This is a genomic window from Marinomonas spartinae (assembly GCF_016461715.1).
GTDB lineage: Bacteria > Pseudomonadota > Gammaproteobacteria > Pseudomonadales > Marinomonadaceae > Marinomonas > Marinomonas spartinae_A.
Window position 1 is genome coordinate 37,164 of record NZ_JAEMUI010000017.1, and the last position, 18,227, is coordinate 55,390.

The 18,227-nt window shown below is 44.6% G+C and carries 18 protein-coding genes; 10 read left to right on the forward strand and 8 right to left on the reverse strand.

Annotated elements, in window-relative coordinates; genetic code table 11:
* The 5 genes from JHD45_RS15490 (at position 1) to JHD45_RS15510 (ending at position 2,965) form a co-directional block, all read left to right on the forward strand.
* Positions 1-330 carry a phosphoribosyl-ATP diphosphatase gene (locus JHD45_RS15490; protein WP_199477421.1) on the forward strand — a complete coding sequence of 110 codons (330 nt, stop codon included), beginning with the start codon at positions 1-3 and terminating at the stop codon, positions 328-330.
* 9 nt (positions 331-339) lie between these two features.
* Positions 340-555, forward strand: coding sequence for a Sec-independent protein translocase subunit TatA (gene tatA / locus JHD45_RS15495; RefSeq protein ID WP_199477422.1), 216 nt, complete (start codon positions 340-342; stop codon positions 553-555).
* Positions 556-557: 2 nt separating this feature from the next.
* On the forward strand, positions 558-1,097 hold the full coding sequence (gene tatB, locus JHD45_RS22330) for a Sec-independent protein translocase protein TatB (protein WP_233407872.1): 540 nt from the start codon (positions 558-560) through the stop codon (positions 1,095-1,097).
* Between the two features lie 25 nt (positions 1,098-1,122).
* A complete protein-coding gene (gene tatC / locus JHD45_RS15505) occupies positions 1,123-1,884 on the forward strand; it encodes a twin-arginine translocase subunit TatC (RefSeq protein WP_199477423.1) in 762 nt (253 codons plus the stop codon).
* A 133-nt stretch (positions 1,885-2,017) separates the two neighbouring features.
* Positions 2,018-2,965, forward strand: coding sequence for an ornithine cyclodeaminase family protein (locus JHD45_RS15510; RefSeq protein ID WP_199477424.1), 948 nt, complete (start codon positions 2,018-2,020; stop codon positions 2,963-2,965).
* A gap of 28 nt (positions 2,966-2,993) precedes the next feature.
* Here JHD45_RS15510 and dtd read toward each other — a convergent pair whose 3' ends face one another.
* The 3 genes from dtd to thiI form a co-directional block, all read right to left on the reverse strand.
* The gene (gene dtd / locus JHD45_RS15515; RefSeq protein WP_199477425.1) at positions 2,994-3,428 is read right to left on the reverse strand and encodes a D-aminoacyl-tRNA deacylase; all 435 of its coding nucleotides are present in this window, start codon (positions 3,426-3,428) and stop codon (positions 2,994-2,996) included.
* A gap of 171 nt (positions 3,429-3,599) precedes the next feature.
* Positions 3,600-5,420, reverse strand: coding sequence for a translational GTPase TypA (gene typA, locus JHD45_RS15520; RefSeq protein WP_199477426.1), 1,821 nt, complete (start codon positions 5,418-5,420; stop codon positions 3,600-3,602).
* A gap of 408 nt (positions 5,421-5,828) precedes the next feature.
* Entirely contained in the window at positions 5,829-7,280 is a 1,452-nt protein-coding gene (thiI, locus tag JHD45_RS15525; protein WP_199477427.1) for a tRNA uracil 4-sulfurtransferase ThiI, read from the reverse strand.
* Positions 7,281-7,613: 333 nt separating this feature from the next.
* Here thiI and glnA point away from each other — a divergent pair, with 333 nt between their 5' ends.
* The 5 genes from glnA (at position 7,614) to JHD45_RS15550 (ending at position 13,037) form a co-directional block, all read left to right on the forward strand.
* A complete protein-coding gene (glnA, locus tag JHD45_RS15530) occupies positions 7,614-9,020 on the forward strand; it encodes a glutamate--ammonia ligase (RefSeq protein WP_199477428.1) in 1,407 nt (468 codons plus the stop codon).
* 218 nt (positions 9,021-9,238) lie between these two features.
* Positions 9,239-10,324, forward strand: coding sequence for a nitrogen regulation protein NR(II) (glnL, locus tag JHD45_RS15535; protein ID WP_199477429.1), 1,086 nt, complete (start codon positions 9,239-9,241; stop codon positions 10,322-10,324).
* Entirely contained in the window at positions 10,321-11,754 is a 1,434-nt protein-coding gene (gene ntrC / locus JHD45_RS15540) for a nitrogen regulation protein NR(I) (RefSeq protein WP_199477430.1), read from the forward strand. Before glnL ends, ntrC begins: the two co-directional genes overlap by 4 nt.
* Positions 11,755-11,942: 188 nt before the next feature.
* Entirely contained in the window at positions 11,943-12,332 is a 390-nt protein-coding gene (locus JHD45_RS15545; protein WP_199477431.1) for a DUF3461 family protein, read from the forward strand.
* A gap of 147 nt (positions 12,333-12,479) precedes the next feature.
* A complete protein-coding gene (locus tag JHD45_RS15550) occupies positions 12,480-13,037 on the forward strand; it encodes an L-threonylcarbamoyladenylate synthase (RefSeq protein ID WP_199477432.1) in 558 nt (185 codons plus the stop codon).
* 157 nt (positions 13,038-13,194) lie between these two features.
* Here JHD45_RS15550 and JHD45_RS15555 read toward each other — a convergent pair whose 3' ends face one another.
* The 5 genes from JHD45_RS15555 to JHD45_RS15575 form a co-directional block, all read right to left on the reverse strand.
* Positions 13,195-13,908 carry an ABC transporter ATP-binding protein gene (locus JHD45_RS15555; RefSeq protein ID WP_199477433.1) on the reverse strand — a complete coding sequence of 238 codons (714 nt, stop codon included), beginning with the start codon at positions 13,906-13,908 and terminating at the stop codon, positions 13,195-13,197.
* Positions 13,905-14,786, reverse strand: coding sequence for an ABC transporter ATP-binding protein (locus JHD45_RS15560; protein WP_199477434.1), 882 nt, complete (start codon positions 14,784-14,786; stop codon positions 13,905-13,907). Before JHD45_RS15560 ends, JHD45_RS15555 begins: the two co-directional genes overlap by 4 nt.
* Positions 14,783-16,054: a high-affinity branched-chain amino acid ABC transporter permease LivM gene (gene livM / locus JHD45_RS15565; RefSeq protein WP_199477435.1), complete on the reverse strand. Its 1,272-nt coding sequence runs from the start codon at positions 16,052-16,054 to the stop codon at positions 14,783-14,785. Before livM ends, JHD45_RS15560 begins: the two co-directional genes overlap by 4 nt.
* Positions 16,055-16,966, reverse strand: coding sequence for an ABC transporter permease subunit (locus tag JHD45_RS15570; protein WP_199477436.1), 912 nt, complete (start codon positions 16,964-16,966; stop codon positions 16,055-16,057).
* 88 nt (positions 16,967-17,054) lie between these two features.
* Positions 17,055-18,167, reverse strand: coding sequence for a branched-chain amino acid ABC transporter substrate-binding protein (locus JHD45_RS15575; RefSeq protein ID WP_199477437.1), 1,113 nt, complete (start codon positions 18,165-18,167; stop codon positions 17,055-17,057).
* Positions 18,168-18,227 lie beyond the last annotated feature (60 nt).

Consider the following 18,227-nt stretch of genomic DNA (forward strand, 5'->3'; position numbering starts at 1 on the left):
ATGAGCACCAACGTACTGGCAGAACTTGCAGTAACACTAGAACAACGGAAATCTGCTAACGCGGACTCATCTTATGTTGCCAGCCTTCATGCTAAGGGGTTAAATAAGATCCTTGAGAAGGTCGGTGAAGAAAGCACAGAAACCATTATCGCCGCAAAAGACGCAGCCCTTTCGGGAGATAAAAGTGACCTTATCTATGAAACGGCCGATCTATGGTTTCACACCCTTGTCATGCTATCTCACTTGGATTTAGGGCCGGATGCCATTTTAGATGAGCTCGCACGACGCTTTGATTTATCCGGCTTAGAAGAAAAGGCCAATCGCAATTAGGAGTAAGAAATGTTAGGTGGTGTTAGTATTTGGCAATTACTGATTGTCTTAGCAATTTTAGTACTGATCTTCGGCACTAAAAAACTGAAAAATCTAGGCTCAGATCTAGGTAGCGCCGTTAAGGGCTTTAAAGAAGCTGTTAACAAAGAAGAGGATGAAAACGACAAGCAAACACAAAGCAAAGTCATTGAATCCGAAGTCAAAAAAGACGATAAGAGCGCCTAACCTTGTTCGATATTGGTTTTTCTGAGTTACTGGTGATATTCGTCGTGGCCTTGATTGTTCTTGGCCCCGAGCGACTGCCTATAGCTGCAAAAACAGCAGGCTTGTGGATTCGTAAAATACGACGCAGCATTAATGCCGTCCAGCGCGAGATTAATGCCCAGCTTGATCAGGAAGAACTTGCTCGCAAGATAGAACAAAACAATCAGCGCATCTTAAAAGAGGGTCAGGACGTTCAAAACGCCATTCTTTCAGCTGACAAATTGCCGATAGAAGAAAGTGCTCCTCAAAAAGTAAAAGTCACGCCAGAGGAGGACAAAGTGCCCCTTCAAGAAAGTGCCGTGACAGCGCAAAATACAGATACCAAAACAGAAGAAGCCAAAACAGAGCCAGAGTCAGGCTTTAACGACCCAGCTTCTGTGAAGTCTGCTGCCTCTCCATCAACGGTAGAAGAACAACAGGATGATTCAATATTAAAAGAGGCTCATTCTTCAACAGTCAATACAAGAGAAAAAGCCGATACCACAGAGTCAACTCGTTCTTAATTAACTTGCGGATTGTATACCCTTTATGAGCACAGATTCTCACGATCAAGCACCGCTGGTCGCTCATTTACTTGAGCTACGTAATCGCCTACTTAAGTCCATCGTGGTGATATTGATTATTTTCCTTGGCCTATATTACTTCGCCAATGACCTGTACTTAATCGTATCCGAACCGCTACGTATGCTTCTTCCTAAAGGAAGCACACTGATTGCAACCGAGGTCGCTTCTCCTTTTCTCGCACCGCTCAAGCTGACCTTTGCCATCTCTGTGTTAATTTCTATTCCCTTTACCTTATATCAGGCGTGGTCTTTTATTGCTCCCGCACTTTATAAGAATGAAAAAACCGTTGCTATTCCACTGCTGATTTCTAGCGTCATCTTATTCTATGCAGGCGTTCTCTTTGCCTACTACGTGGTATTGCCGTTAATCTTTGGCTTCTTTACCTCCGTTGGGCCAAGCGACGTTCGAGTCATGACGGACATTAACAACTACCTGAACTTTGTTTTGAAGCTCTTTTTTGCCTTTGGCATCACCTTTGAGATCCCTGTGGCAACCTATTTGCTCATCAAAGCAGGTATCACAACCGTCGAAAGTCTCTCCAAAAAACGCCCTTATATCATTCTTGCCTGCTTTGTGATTGGCATGCTACTGACACCACCTGATATTTTCTCTCAGACATTATTAGCGGTACCAATGTGGATGCTATTTGAAATGGGATTATTAGCAGGTCGCACGGTCAAAGTCGTTTCTGAAGATGAATCAGAAGAAGCAACGGAGACCAATTAAGCCTTAAAGGACCTATCAATAGGGTGAACTAGAATGCCTACCAGCGTTCTTTTTACCCTTTGCACGAAGAACCTAGACCTTTAGCCCGCTCTTCTTTACTCTGTACGTTGCACAGTCAAACTAAGGAAGCGACATGAAAATCATTGGGGCCGAAGAAGTTCAGCAAACATTATCCTTCGAAGAATTGATTCCCGCTCTGGCGCTCGCCTTTCGCAGCGAGTTTGGCATGCCACAACGACACGTCTACCCACTTCCCGGCGGTACAACCGAAAAACACGACACCTTTGCCGTTTTACCGGCTTGGACAAAGGATGTCATCGGTGTTAAATCTTTCACCCACTATCCCGACAACCCCAACCAAGGCCGTTTAACCGTGGCAGCTCAGGTCTTGCTATTCGACAGAGAGACGGGGAGCCCCATCGCGCTGGTCGATGGCACCAGTTTAACCTATTGGCGAACCGCTGCTGTATCGGCATTAGCCTCCAGTATACTGGCCCGCAAAGATGCCAGCACACTTTTGCTCTTCGGAACAGGCGAACTCGCGCCTTATATGGCGTTAGCACATGCCAGCGTTCGCCCCATCCAGCATATTTTCATCCATGGCCGCTCACAAGAAAAGAGCAGCAAGGTGCAAGCCCTTATTCAAGCCGCACGCCCCGACCTCAACGTCAATATCTGCGATAATATTGAGGATGTTATCACTCAAGCGGACATCATTAGCTGTGCCACAGGCAGCCCTACTCCTCTGTTTAAAAGTGTGCATCTGGCGGCAGGTACACACATTGATTTAGTGGGAAATCATCACGCTAGCTGTCGAGAATGCGATACGGCCACTATAAAAATGTCCCATGTGATAGTTGATAGCCGATTAAATGTCTTAAACGAGGCTGGAGAGATTTTGATTCCACTCAAAGAAGGCAGTATTAATGAATCACACATCAAAGGCGAGTTGGCAGAGCTCTGTTCAGGCAAGGCACAAGGACGAAAGAGCAATAGCCAAATTACTTTGTTTAAATCGGTTGGTACAGCCCTTGCCGATGTGGTCAGTGCTTATCATGTATATCAAGCGCTGAATGGTTAATTCTTAACGATCAATCGAGCATAAATACTTAATTCAATAAAAAAGTGACAGGGCCATCATTGGTAAAAGACACTTTCATATCCGCGCCAAAGCGCCCAGTCTCAACACGATCATACTGGGCGCGCACTTTTTCCACAAAATCATTAAACAAACGCTCCCCTTCTGTAGGCACAGCGGCTGTGGAAAAACCTGGTCGTAATCCCTTCTTAGTTTCAGCCGCTAAAGTAAATTGCGATACCAGCAACACGCCACCACCCACTTGCTGAACATTCAGATTCATCTTGCCATCACCATCGCTAAACATACGATATTTCAACAGTTTATCGGCCAACCTTTGGGTATCTGCTTCTGTATCGCCTTTTTCAATTCCTACCAATACGAGCTGCCCGTGATCAATGGCACCTACCGTTTCACCCTCAACCACCACTTTGGCATTTAACGCCCTTTGCACTAATACTTTCATACTTTCCTTCCTAGTTCCGCCCCACTAAATGAGTCGTATGACTTTAACAAAGTCTAGAAAAAACAAAAGCGCCCGAAGGCGCTTCTGCTCGCTCACAGATTTATTTGCATAAACCCATTTGCTGCTGCTCTATTTCAACAGCTCTTTTAGAGCTATTTACTTAAGCTATTTTTACTTACGACCAGCGCGTTTACGCTCGTTTTCAGTTAACAACTTCTTACGAATACGAATACTTTCCGGCGTTACTTCTACCAATTCGTCGTCTTCGATAAACTCAAGCGCTTGCTCTAGGGTATGACGAATCGGTGGCGTCAAGGTCAAAGCTTCATCTGTACCAGAGGCGCGCATGTTCGTTAACTGCTTACCTTTAACTGGGTTAACGGTTAAGTCATTATCTCGTGAATGAAGACCAATAACTTGACCTTCATATACTTCAACTGCATGTCCTAAGAACAAGCGACCACGACTTTGCAAGTTAAACAAAGCAAATGCAGCGGTTTTCCCCGTCACCATACTGATCAATACACCGTTCTGGCGTCCACCAACATCCCCTTCTTTTACTGGACCATAATGGTCAAATACACTTGTCATGATACCTGAGCCAGAAGTAAGTGTGAGGAACAAGCCACGGAAACCAATCAAGCCACGAGAAGGAGACATAAACTCAAGACGTACACGGCCTTTACCATCTGGCTCCATGTTAGTTAACTCAGCTTTACGCAAGCCAAGCTCTTCCATGATCGAACCTTGATGTTGTTCTTCCACGTCGATAACTACTTGCTCATAAGGTTCGTGAATTTTACCATCCACTTCCTTTTGAACGACTTCAGGACGAGAAACCCCCATCTCGAAGCCTTCACGACGCATATTTTCGATCAATACAGAAAGGTGAAGCTCACCACGACCAGAGACAATAAACTTATCTGGCGCATCGCCTTGGCTAACACGCAAAGCCACGTTGTGAATCAACTCTTGATCTAAACGGTCTTTGATATTACGAGAAGTCACAAACTTACCTTCTTTACCAGCAAACGGAGAATCGTTCACCATGAAGGTCATGCTGACGGTTGGTTCATCTACCGTTAATGCAGGCAAAGCTTCAACACACTCTGGGTTACATAATGTGTCAGAAATACTTAGTCCATCAATACCTGTAATACAAACGATATCACCAGCAGCGGCTTTGTCTGTATCAACACGCGCTAGACCGTGATACCCCTTAACATTCAAGACTTTACCTTTACGCTCTTTGCCATCAGCAGACTTAACCACTACTTGTTGGTTCGGAGACAAACTACCACGTGTGATACGACCGATACCGATAACGCCAACGTAGGAATCGTAATCCAATGCAGACACCTGCATTTGGAACATCCCTTCAGGGTCAACGTCTGGCACAGGCACACTGTCCACAATCATTTGGTAAAGCGGTGTCATGTCTTCTGCCATGTTTTCTGGATCATTACCAGAAATACCATTGATAGCAGACGCATAAATAACAGGGAAATCTAGTTGATCTTCAGTTGCACCAAGGCTGTCGAACAAATCAAACACTTGATCCATAACCCAATCAGGACGAGCACCAGGACGGTCAATTTTGTTAATAACAACGATTGGACGAAGACCACGTTCGAACGCTTTTGAAGTAACGAAGCGGGTTTGTGGCATTGGACCATCAACCGCGTCAACCAACAACAACACAGAGTCCACCATCGACAATACACGCTCTACTTCACCACCGAAGTCGGCGTGTCCAGGTGTATCTACGATATTGATACGGTAATCGTTCCACATAATTGACGTATTTTTCGCCAAAATGGTAATACCACGTTCTTTCTCTTGATCATTGGAGTCCATGATTCGTTCTGAACCAAGGTCTTTACGATCGAGCGTACCAGATTGACTTAGAAGTTGGTCAACCAAAGTTGTTTTACCATGGTCAACGTGGGCGATAATAGCTACGTTACGTAACTTTCTGATATCATTAGACATTTATAGTTCTCTGCATTTAGCGTAAGCAAGAAGATACACCGCCGCTTGGCTTGGGCTATTATGCTATTCAAGCGCGTCGGATCTTGGTGCGGGGTAAAATTCGCGCAATTGTACCCTTATATTGATCAATATCCCATTAAAGAGACAAAAAAAGTCACAATAATTAATCGAGGCCAATCTGCACGCAATAAAAATACTCGTTTCTAAGACACAATCCGTGTGAAATAAAAATCAATTCTATCTCAAACCTATTGTGACCATTTTGCATCACTTTTATGTCAGTGTGATTACTGTTTATTCAGCCCCAGCAATTCATCAAATAAGCAGGACAAAATACCTATTGGAGGCTTTGCATTGATATAAATACTAGACAGCCCATTGCTGGGCTAATCTCATACTAAGAGGGAGTTAAGGTAAATAAATACCTACATTAGTTCGACCTTTACCCAACAAATAAGACGCATGGATACGACTCATGACGCCTTTACCACAATATAACAGGTGCATTGTCTCTTGGTCTAAATCATGCCAGCTAGACTCTAACGCAAAAAAAGGAATCACTTTAACCGGACGACCACTGACTTTCAAAGGACGCTTCGCCGCTTCATCCGGATGACGAATATCCACTATTACTTCATCGCCGACAGGCATACGGACGACTGGAACCTCGCCTTGATATTGTTTTGCTACATCATCCATTACATTTTGGATAGACATAACTTGAGCCTCTTCCACCGCTTTTTCCAGCACCGCAAAATCAAATTTACTTTCTTCGCGTTCTACTCGGTGCATACGGGCACGAGTAGTCGGGTTGACGGAAATCACACCACAGAATTCTGGCATGCTGGCCGCAAAAGGCGCGGTGCCAATCTCAATGGCTTTATCGATAATAGCCTGTTTATTAGTGGTAATCAGCGGGCGAAGCACCAATTCGTCTGTCACTTGATCGATGACTTTCAAATTTATTAATGTTTGACTAGAGACTTGTGCGACACTCTCGCCGGTTACCAGCGCTTTCGCCCCAACACCTTCCATTACCTTAGAAGCCGCTCTTAGCATCATACGCTTGAGGATAACCCCCATCTCAGCATTATCAACCTTGGTCAGTATCTCCCCCACCACCGCTTCAAAAGGCACCGTAACAAATTTAACATTAAGACCAGAGCCGTACTTCTCCCAAATAAAGTTAGAGACTTGTTTCACACCAATTTCGTGGGCATCGCCACCTAGATTGAAAAAGCAAAAGTGCGTTTTTAGACCTCGACTCATTGTCATAAAAGAACTGACAGTGGAATCATATCCCCCAGACATAAGAGACAATACTGAGTCCTGGGAACCCAATGGGTATCCACCCAAGCCCTCTACACGCTGTTCAATCATCCACACACGCTGATCACGAATATCGATAGGTACCAGTACTTCAGGGTTTTTCAAACGCACCGCTAAGGCGCCGCTACGCGCTTTTAAACAGCCGCCAATGTAACGCTCAGCCTCGACCGAAGTAAAATCATGGTGACCAACTCGTTTGACTCGAACAGCAAAAACAGCATCTTTTAACATTTCGCCATAAGACACCATGGCTTCTTCTACAATGTCATCTAGATCAGTAAATGAAAACTCACGAACAAACTGAAAATGCGCGATACCAGCAATATTAGACAGAGCTGTGGTGAAATCCTCACGTAGCTCATCCTTTTCAGAAAGCACCTCGATGAAATCCCAATTACCCGCCACAACAACATCAGCATCATGCTTTTTAAGAACCAACCTCATATTATGACGAAGTTGCTTTACAAACGCCTTTCTCACTGGACGACTTTTGATAGTGATTTCAGGGAAGAACTTAACAATAAATTTCATAGGAATTGCAACGCATACCAGATGGTTAAAAAAGGCGCACAGTATAATAAAAGATGCCAAGAACGAAAACCGACATTTTTGCACCAATATAAAGCATGCGCAGGTTTTATTGCCCTTTATTGGTTCATTTATTTATTGTATTGTCTTTTAGCTGGCCACAGAAGTGTGCGTTTTTTATGAGTTTTTTTTTAAGGCAATGTTTTAAAAGGTTTTTTTATAATGCCCAACATTCTGGCATAAGTTATGCTTTATATTGGGACATTGTGCTTACGGCTGGCACGCTTTTTCACAAAGTCGAATACTTTTTGTTTAAATTAAAATTGGAGAACAACTATGTCAAACAAGACCCTTGCTTTGATTGCTGAGCACGACGCGAAGTGGGTTGACCTTCGCTTTACTGACTTCCGCGGTAAAGAGCAGCATGTGTCTATTCCAGCATCTTCTGTCGACGAAGAGTTTTTTGAAAACGGTCAAATGTTTGATGGTTCATCCATTGCAGGCTGGAAAGGCATCAACGAATCAGACATGATCATGATGCCACAAGACGATACAGCCCTAATTGATCCTTTTACAGAAGAAGCAACTGTCATTGTTCGCTGTAACATTATCGAACCTTCAACCATGCAAGGTTATGACCGTGACCCTCGTTCTGTTGCACTACGCGCCGAAGAGTTTCTAAAATCTACTGGCCTTGGCGATACAGCTTTCTTTGGTCCAGAGCCAGAGTTCTTTGTATTTGATGATGTTCGCTGGAAAGCAGACATGTCTGGTTGTTCTGTAGAAATCAATGCAGAAGAAGCCGCTTGGGCATCTAACAAAAAATTCGAAGGCGGCAACATGGGCCACCGCCCTACTGTAAAAGGCGGCTACTTCCCAGTTCCACCTGTTGATTCTCACCATGATCTACGCGGTGCTATGTGCGGCGCAATGGAATCCATGGGCCTAGCCATTGAGGTTCACCACCACGAAGTAGCGACGGCTGGTCAAAACGAAATCGGTGTGAAATTCAACACCATGGTTAAAAAAGCAGACGAAGTACAAATCCTTAAGTACTGCGTACATAACGTTGCTCACGCATACGGCAAAACAGCGACTTTCATGCCTAAACCAATCGTTGGCGATAACGGTTCTGGTATGCACGTTCACCAATCTTTCTGGAAAGATGGCGTTAACCAATTCGCAGGTGACCAATACGCTGGCCTTTCTGAAACTGCTCTTTACTACATCGGCGGTATCATCAAGCACGCTAAAGCCTTGAATGCGTTTACTAACGCCTCTACTAACTCTTACAAGCGTCTTGTTCCAGGCTTCGAAGCCCCAGTTATGCTAGCTTACTCAGCTCGTAACCGTTCTGCTTCTATCCGTATTCCATACGTTGCTAGCCCTAAAGGTAAACGTATCGAAGCTCGCTTCCCTGATCCAACCGCTAACCCATACCTAGCCTTCGCAGCTATGTTGATGGCAGGCCTTGACGGTGTGAAAAACAAAATTCACCCTGGCGATGCTGCCGATAAAGACTTGTATGACCTTCCAGCAGAAGAAGCTTTGGCGATCCCACAAGTTTGTAGCAGCCTAGAAGAAGCTCTGCGCAATCTAGACGAAGACCGCGAGTTCCTAACTCAAGGTGGCGTATTCTCTGACGACATGATAGATGCCTATATCGACCTTAAGAAACAAGAAGCGCTTCGTGTATCAATGACTACGCACCCAGTTGAGTTCGAACTTTACTACAGCGTATAAGCATTGTAGCCAATAAAAAGTCAGTATTTTTAGTAAAAAGCCTCGCCTTATATCGGGGCTTTTTTTTGCGCTAAAATAAACCAAACAATCTTAATAGCACCAAAATAGTGCAATCAGATAGACTCTATCCAGCAAACCCCGTATAAACAGGCCTTATTGATTTGCCCAATGTTGGTTCGTATTTTGCACATAATAAGATTCAATAGAGAGGCACCCAAGTGTATAGCTTATTAATAGACCACTTATCGACCGCCGTGGTTCAAGTTAACCGCGAGCTCGGGATTGAATATTTAAATCCGGCAGCCGAAATGCTGCTGGCAGTTAGTCGCCGACGTATTTACGGCCAAGATATCGGAGCAGCTTTTCGTGAAAACGAAGAAAGCATTGCTTCTTTGTATGCTGCCATCGAGTCAGGCCACCCTTTCACAAAGCGAGATGCCGAAGTCGAACGCGCTAATGGAAAAAAATTGTTCTGTGATTACACAGTGACGCCTATTACCGGCACCATGAATACTACGGACAGTCTACTGATTGAGTTTTACCCTAGGGATCGCATGAAGCGCATCTCTCAAGAAGACGAGCTGATTGCGAACCACCAATCAAGTAAAGAATTAGTGCGTGGCTTAGCCCACGAGATAAAAAACCCGCTCGGTGGTATTCGTGGAGCAGCACAATTGATCAGTCGAGCCTTTACCGATGAAGCGCTAAAAGACTATACGCAAGTCATTATTGAAGAATCTGATAGGCTTAGGGACTTAGTGGATCGTTTGCTCGGACCACGTCAGTTGCCCCAAAAAGCACCATTGAATATTCACCGAGTATTGGAGCGAATTAAACAACTTATCTTGGTGGAAGCAGATGGTCAGATTGAGTTGATTCGTGACTATGACCCGAGTATTCCCGATATCATCGGTGATGAATCCCAATTGATTCAAGCCATGCTCAATGTCACTCGTAACGCCATGCAAGTTCTTTTAGAGCAAGAAGAAAACCAACATAAAGAAATTAAGATAGTCACTCGCGCCCTTCGTCAATTTACGATCGGAGCCAAGCGTCATCGCCTCGTATGTAAAGTAAGCATTATTGATAATGGCCCAGGTATTCCCGAACACATTATGAAAACACTTTTTTATCCCATGGTGAGTGGGCGTGCTGACGGAACGGGTCTCGGGCTTTCGATTTCCCAGTCGGTCGTTCATCAACATAACGGCATTATCGAATGCAACAGCCATCCACAAAGAACAGAATTTAATGTCCTGATACCTATCGAGACAGCATCTCAAGATAAGGAGGAGAACCCATGACACAACAAGAGACGGTATGGATTGTCGACGATGACAGATCCATACGCTGGGTCTTAGAAAAGACACTTGAACAAGAAGGCATCCAATGTCAGCTTTTCGACTCCGCCGACAACCTTGTCAAAATGCTCAATCAAGAGCAGCCTAGTGCCATCATCAGTGATATTCGAATGCCTGGTATGGATGGACTAGCACTGCTTGAAAAGTTACAAAAAGAGCATCCCTACTTACCTGTTATCATCATGACAGCCCATTCAGATTTAGAAAGTGCTGTGGCGTCTTATCAAGGTGGCGCCTTTGAGTATCTGCCCAAACCTTTCGACGTAGAAGAAGCGGTTAGTCTCGTTAAGCGCGCCATCTTGCACCATCGTAAGTCCATGCCCAACTTAGATGAAGCAGAAGTCGCTGAAATTGAAGCGCAAGTTGATAAAGAGATTATCGGTGAAGCGCCCGCCATGCAGGAAGTCTTCCGCGCCATCGGTCGTCTAGCAAACTCCAATATCACGGTATTGATTAATGGGGAGTCTGGTACAGGTAAAGAATTGGTCGCTCAAGCCTTGCATCGTCATAGCCCACGTGCTGCTAATCCTTTTATTGCCCTGAACATGGCAGCCATTCCTCATGATTTAATCGAGTCCGAATTATTCGGTCATGAAAAAGGTGCCTTTACGGGTGCCAACACCCAACGACGTGGGCGCTTCGAGCAGGCCAATGGTGGCACCCTCTTCTTAGATGAAATTGGTGACATGCCCGCTGAAACACAAACCCGTTTGTTACGAGTGTTAGCTGACGGCGAGTTCTATCGTGTCGGTGGTCATACGCCAGTCAAAGTAGATGTACGAATCATTGCCGCGACACACCAAAACCTTGAGGGTTTGGTCACAAAAGGCTCATTCCGAGAGGATTTATTTCATCGCCTTAATGTTATTCGCGTTCACTTACCCAAATTAGCAGAACGTCGTGAGGACATACCGAAGCTAGCCCGTCACTTCTTAAGTCGAGCAGCGGAAGAACTGTCTGTCGAACCCAAGTTTCTCTCCAAAGAAACAGAGAACTATCTGACTCGCTTAGAATGGCCTGGTAATGTTCGCCAACTAGAAAATACCTGCCGCTGGATCATTGTCATGGCATCAGGTAGAGAAGTACTGGTTGAAGACTTACCACCTGAACTATTGGCTGCAGTCCCCAGCGAACAACCTTTTGGCTCTTGGGAAGACGCCCTGAAAAACTTTGTCGACAGTGCTTTAGCAAGTGGCCAAAAAGGCATTTTAGATGACATCGTACCAAAATTCGAACGCATTATGATCGAAACCGCTCTAGCGCATACTGCTGGTCGTCGTCGTGACGCTTCGTTATTACTAGGCTGGGGACGTAATACTCTCACTCGAAAAATCAAAGAACTGGGCATTGATCACTCGGAACAAGACGACTAAAAGGCAACACTCTCATCAACAATGGCAGCCGCCTTGTCCACCTTAGTCATCGCAAGAGGCATCACAAAACGCAAGGGAACCTAAGACTCCCTTGCGTCAGCTCAATTTTCTCACGACTAGACCTTGCTTTTCCTTAAACAATCCCATACTAATTGAGTTAAGCAAGAAACATACACAAGGAATCTATCATGAGCAACAGCTACCCAACACTCAAATCCATGGGCATTAGCAGTACGGAGAATATTGAGAAATTTACTTTGCGCTACGAGAATAGCCAAGATGTGCTAAAAGTCTATTATCGTCGAGAAAAAGGCTCTTTATTACCAAAAAGTAAAAAATTCAAATTTGGCCGTTCTACCAAAACGGTTTTAGCCGATGGCGGTCAACAAACCTATCGACAAGTTCAAGAGCCCTCGCTGATTGTCGTACGAGCCCTAGAAGAACTAGAGCAAATTGTTGGCAAGCAGAAAGAAGAGAAAATCACCAGAGAAGAACTGATTAACGAGCTTGAGCACTTAGAAAAAGTCATGCAAAACAAAATTTCAGAGATCAAGCACAAGATCAATGCATTAAAATAAGAACTCTCAAGCGTAATTTTAACGCACTTAACAATACAACATCGCATGGCGGACTCATTGCTATGGGCCCGCTACTGGTCTGAGTTATCAAATCCCGCTAGAATCACCACCTTTGTACCACTCTTATTGAAAATAAGTGATTGCCCCATGTTATTAATTTCATCACCAAAAGATTTGGCTTTCATCATGCGCCAAGGCGGCGTCATTGCTTACCCAACCGAGGGGGTATGGGGACTTGGCTGTGACCCATTTAATGAGCAAGCTGTCAAGCGGATTCTAACACTGAAATCTAGACCCATGGAAAAAGGACTCATCCTAGTGGGTGGGCACGCCAATCACTTAAAGCCATGGGCAGACACCCTAGAACAAAAAGCAGCAGAACGTCTCATCAGCCAAACGGAAATTCCAACATCTTGGGTTGTGCCAGACACCAGCATTGCTCCTGCGTTTGTGAGAGGCGAGCACCAAAGTGTGGCCATTCGTCTTTGCCGACATCAACCAGTACAGACTCTTTGTGAAGCCTTTAATGGAGTGATTGTCTCAACATCCGCTAATCCCGCAGGTCTTGAGCCCGCCATGAGCGCCATCGAAGTGGACAATTATTTCGGCAATCGAATTGATGCCATTTATGATGCCCCACTTGGTAATGCCACTCAGCCCTCACAAGTAAAAGACATATTAACAGGCAAACTGTTTCGCGCCTGAGATAAAAAGGTCCTATTTATTGATAAATAGGGTACAAGTCTGTGAGTAACGCCTGTTTTGTACACAACTGACAAAAATAGGCCAAAAAAAACAGTGGACTGAATACAATACACCCACTGTTTTGTTGATAACCAACGTTAGACCCTTACATAATGGATCAATGGCCGCCTAAGTAGGCATCACGTACTTCTGGGTTTACTAGCAACTCTTGTCCTGTTCCAGTTAAACGAATTTCTCCATTTACCATCACATAACCACGATCAGCGAGTTTTAAAGCATGGTTCGCATTTTGCTCAACAAGAAAGATAGTCATCCCAGTGCTGGCAACATCTTCCAAAATTTTAAAAATTTGCTTAACAATAATCGGCGCGAGCCCCAAACTTGGTTCGTCTAATAATAGCAGCTTAGGGCGGCTCATCAGAGCACGAGCAATGGCCAGCATTTGCTGCTCACCGCCCGACATGGTTGACGCCCGCTGGTTGCGGCGTTCTTTCAGTCGAGGAAACAGCTCAAACATATGCTGCATATCTTTTTCCGCGTGTTCCATGCCAATGGGAATCGTCCCCATTAACAAGTTCTCTTCTACCGACATACCAGGAAAAATGCGACGCCCTTCCGGAGACTGAGCTAATCCATGAGACGCCACATAGTGCGCGCTTTTCTGCGAGATATCTTCACCACGATAAATAATTTCGCCTGATGAGATGCGAGGTTGGCCGAAAATAGACATCAATAAAGTTGACTTACCTGCTCCGTTGGCACCAATTAAGGTGACAATTTCTCCTTCCGTAACCGTGAGCGAAACTTTCTTTAATGCTTGGATTGGACCGTAATGGACATCAACCTCTTTAAACTCCATCAAGGTTGTCATAGGGTCACCTCCTCACCTTCTTCTGCGCCAAGATACGCCGCAATGACTTTAGGATTATTCTTAATCTCATCTGGATTCCCTTTAGCAATCACTTCACCATGATCCAGTACCACAATATAATCCGAGATATCCATGACCATCCCCATATCATGCTCAATCAGTAACACCGTCGTATTATGCTGATCGCGCAGCACGCGTATCATTTTGGTCAACGCCTCTGTTTCTGAAGGGTTCAACCCCGCTGCGGGCTCATCCAAGCAAATAATTTCTGGATTGGTACACATCGCACGCGCAATTTCTAAACGGCGCTGCTGCCCATAAGACAATTCACCCGCCAAGCGGTTAGCAAACTCTGTCAAATCCACCACGCCCAACCAATAGAAAGCACGTTCAAGGGCTTCTTCTTCAGATTGCTGATACGAAGGTGTGTTTAAAATGCCTGCTAGCAAATTACGGTTCACTCGCATATGTTGAGCAACTAATAAGTTCTCAACCACAGACATTTCTTTAAACAGACGTATATTTTGAAACGTACGAGACAAACCCGCACGGTTTACCAGATGCGACCCACCAAACATTTTGTATTTCAAACGTTTTAAAAAAGCGACAGGGGAAATAAAGTCAGTCGCCTTAAATGGCTCACCCAACACTTTAATAACACTGGTGTCTTTGCCATTCGCTGACAACATAATGTTTCCACCTGTTGCCTTATAAAAGCCAGTCAGACAATTGAACACCGTTGTTTTCCCCGCGCCATTTGGGCCAATTAAAGCCGACACCGAACCACGTTTTATATTAAACGTCACATCATTAAGGGCTTTGATACCACCAAAGTGCATGACCAAGTTTTCTACTTTTAAGATGTTCTCTTGGCTCATTTCACCACCCCTTCTTTCCGAGCAAAACCACGTCGAGTGATACGAACAAGACCACGAGGTTTCCAGATCATCATAACGACCATCAAAATTCCGAATAACAAAATACGATATTGCGCTACCTCTCTTAACAACTCAGGCAATACCGTCAAACAGAAGGCGGCAATCACCACACCCACCGTTGACCCCATCCCGCCAAGAACGACAATGGCAAGAATCAAAGCAGATTCAAAAAAGGTAAATGAAGTGGGGTTAATAAAGCCTTGATAGGTCGCAAAGAACACTCCTGCAATACCTGCCGTGGCAGCTCCCATCATGAATGCAGATAACTTAACCAATACATGATTAAGGCCGAGCGAGCGACAAGCAATCTCATCTTCACGCAAGGCTTCCCAAGCTCTGCCAATAGGCATTTTCACCAAACGATGTTTGATAAACAGCACCGCCCATACAACGACAAACAAGACCAAATAGACAAACATGTACTTATGAGCAGAATCATAAGGTACATTAAAGTACTCATGAAAGGTTTCGCCATGGGCAGAACGCCGCTTAAACTCTAAGCCAAATAAAGTCGGCGCAGGAGCTGTGATACCATTTGGCCCATGGGTAAATGACTGCCAGTTGGTGAGCACCAAACGAATAATCTCACCGAAACCAAGCGTGACGATAGCAAGATAATCACCGTGCATTCGAAGCACAGGGAAACCCAAAATTGCCCCTGCACACGCGGCTAAAATCGCCGCAATTGGCAACATGGACCAAAATCCCAAGCCAAGATGATTATACCCTAGTGCTAAACCATAGGCGCCAATGGCATAGAAACCCACGAAACCTAAATCTAATAGGCCAGCCAGCCCCACAACGATATTAAGGCCCAGCCCCAGTAAGACATAAATCAAACCTAAAATAACAATCGTGAGCACATACTTGGAAGCAATGAAGGGCACTAAAAGACCAATGACCATGACTAGTGGAATAATCCAAACCATTTTGGATTTATGATTTGGGGGTAAGACAGTCACACCATCGTCATTATTGGCATAACGAAATGCCATCATCTTACCTCGATGTGTTTGAAAGAAAGTCGACATCAAAAAACGCCCAACAAACACAATCGCAACAATCACGAATACTCGATCAAAGCTCAGCTTAAATTGGTAACCATTGAGAACGATCCCCATGATGGGTCCGAAAACCACCAGTGCCATCAACGCAGCGATAATGGCATCAGTCCCACTTTTTTTGTAACTAATATCAGTCTGAGTCATTTACACTTTCTCCACGGCAGGTTTACCAAGAAGACCACTTGGACGAATAATCAAAATAAGCACAAGTAGAGAGAAAGAAAACACATCCTTATAGTCAGAACTGATTAAGCCTGCAAATAAGGATTCGGACAACCCAAGAATTATGCCGCCAAGCATAGCACCAGGTAATGATCCAATACCGCCAAGCACCGCAGCAGTAAAGGCTTTAATCCCCATAATAAAGCCGATATAGAAATCAAACGAACCATAATCCAAGGTCACCAAAACACCGGCTAAGGCAGCCATAGAAGAACCAATGACGAACACGGAAGAGATCACTTTGTCAGTATCAATCCCCAAAATTGACGCCATTTTCCTATCTTGTTGCGTCGCACGACACATACGCCCCAACTTGGTTTTTTGAATGATGTAAGTCAAAACCCCCATGCCGGCAAAGGCAATCAACAAAATCAATATTTTCAGATAAGTAATTTGTACAAAACCATCACCTACATGAAAACGAATGGCTCCAGACAATAACGTTGGTACACCTTGTTGATTAGGACCCTGGCTCAGCTGCACATAGTTTTGCAGAATTAACGACATCCCAATCGCAGAAATCAAAACAGAAAGACGGCTTGAATTTCGCAGTGGACGATATGCCACCCGCTCGATCACCCAACCATACGCCCCTGTGACAATAATCGTAAAAATCAACGTGCCAATCAGTATGAAAGGAAAAGATTGCACACCAAAAAAAGTCAGTAACGCAATCGCAATGGCGGTGAGATAAGCCGAGACCATGTAAACATCGCCATGGGCGAAGTTAATCATCCCAATAATGCCGTATACCATTGTGTAACCGATTGCAATAAGTCCATAAACAGAACCGAGAGTTAGCCCATTAACCAACTGCTGGAGAACGATATCCATCGCAAAACCTCATGGGGGGAATAAAACTAAAAACAGGCTCATTGGTATCTATATACCAATGAGCAAGTGAACAAACTAATTAGGGCAATTAGTCAAGTTGATGGTATTTACCTTTATCATCCCACTTATACATGACGTAGTCGGATACGGTTAGGTCACCTTTTTTATCAAAGGTTTTCTTACCCATAACAGTATTTACTGAGTGAGAGTGTAACCACTGCGCAGCTTTGACTGGGTCAAGCTTCTCATGACCTAGCGCGTCTGCCACTACTTGCATCGCAGTGTAGGCGTAAAGCGTGTAGCCTTCTGGCTCATAACCACTATCACGAAATTCTTTAACAACGGCTTTACCTGCAGGGTAGCTAGTTGGATTAGCGCCAAAGGTCATGTAGACGCCATTGGCGTATTTAGCACCACCCGCCACTGTTACAAACTCATCGGATACGATACCGTCACCAGACATAAAAATGGCTTTTGAACCTTGATCACGAAGCTGACGAACCAATGGACCCGCTTCAGAATGCAGGCCACCAAAGTAAACCAAGTCGGCGTTTACTGAACGAATTTTAGTCACCAAGGCATTGAAGTCTTTCTCACCACGAGTCAAACCTTCATACATCACTTCTTTAACACCATAACCATTCAGGGTTTTTTTCATGGCATCAGCCAAGCCTTTACCATAAGTGGTTTTATCATTAATGATAGCAACACGTTTGGCTTTTAATGTATCCACAATATAGGTTGCGGCAACATCACCTTGCTGATCATCACGACCACAAACACGGAATACATTTGGCAGTCCTCGATCAGTCAAGATAGGACTAGTAGAAGCAGGGTTAACCATCAACACGCCAGCGTCAGCGTAAACGTTTGATGCAGGAATACTAGAAGAGGAACAGAAGTGACCGACCACCGCTACGACATTGTCAGAGTCCACTAATCGGTTTGCAACAGACAAGGCTTGTTTTGGTTCACAAGCATCGTCTGCTTTAATCAAGTTAATCTTTTCACCATCAATACCGCCTGCGGCATTAATGTCTTCCGCTGCTTTTTTGGCACCTTCCCATAGCTGCTTACCAAACGCCGCATTGGCACCGGTAAATGGACCCGCCACACCGATATTCACATCGGCTTGCGCTAAGGTTGCTGCACCAGCTACCGCAATAGAAAGTAACGTTTTTCTTAAAACCGCATTTGACATGTTCAGAGCTCCCACTTTTTTGTTTATCGTTTTTATTAAATAGCAAGAAGCGTTCCAGAA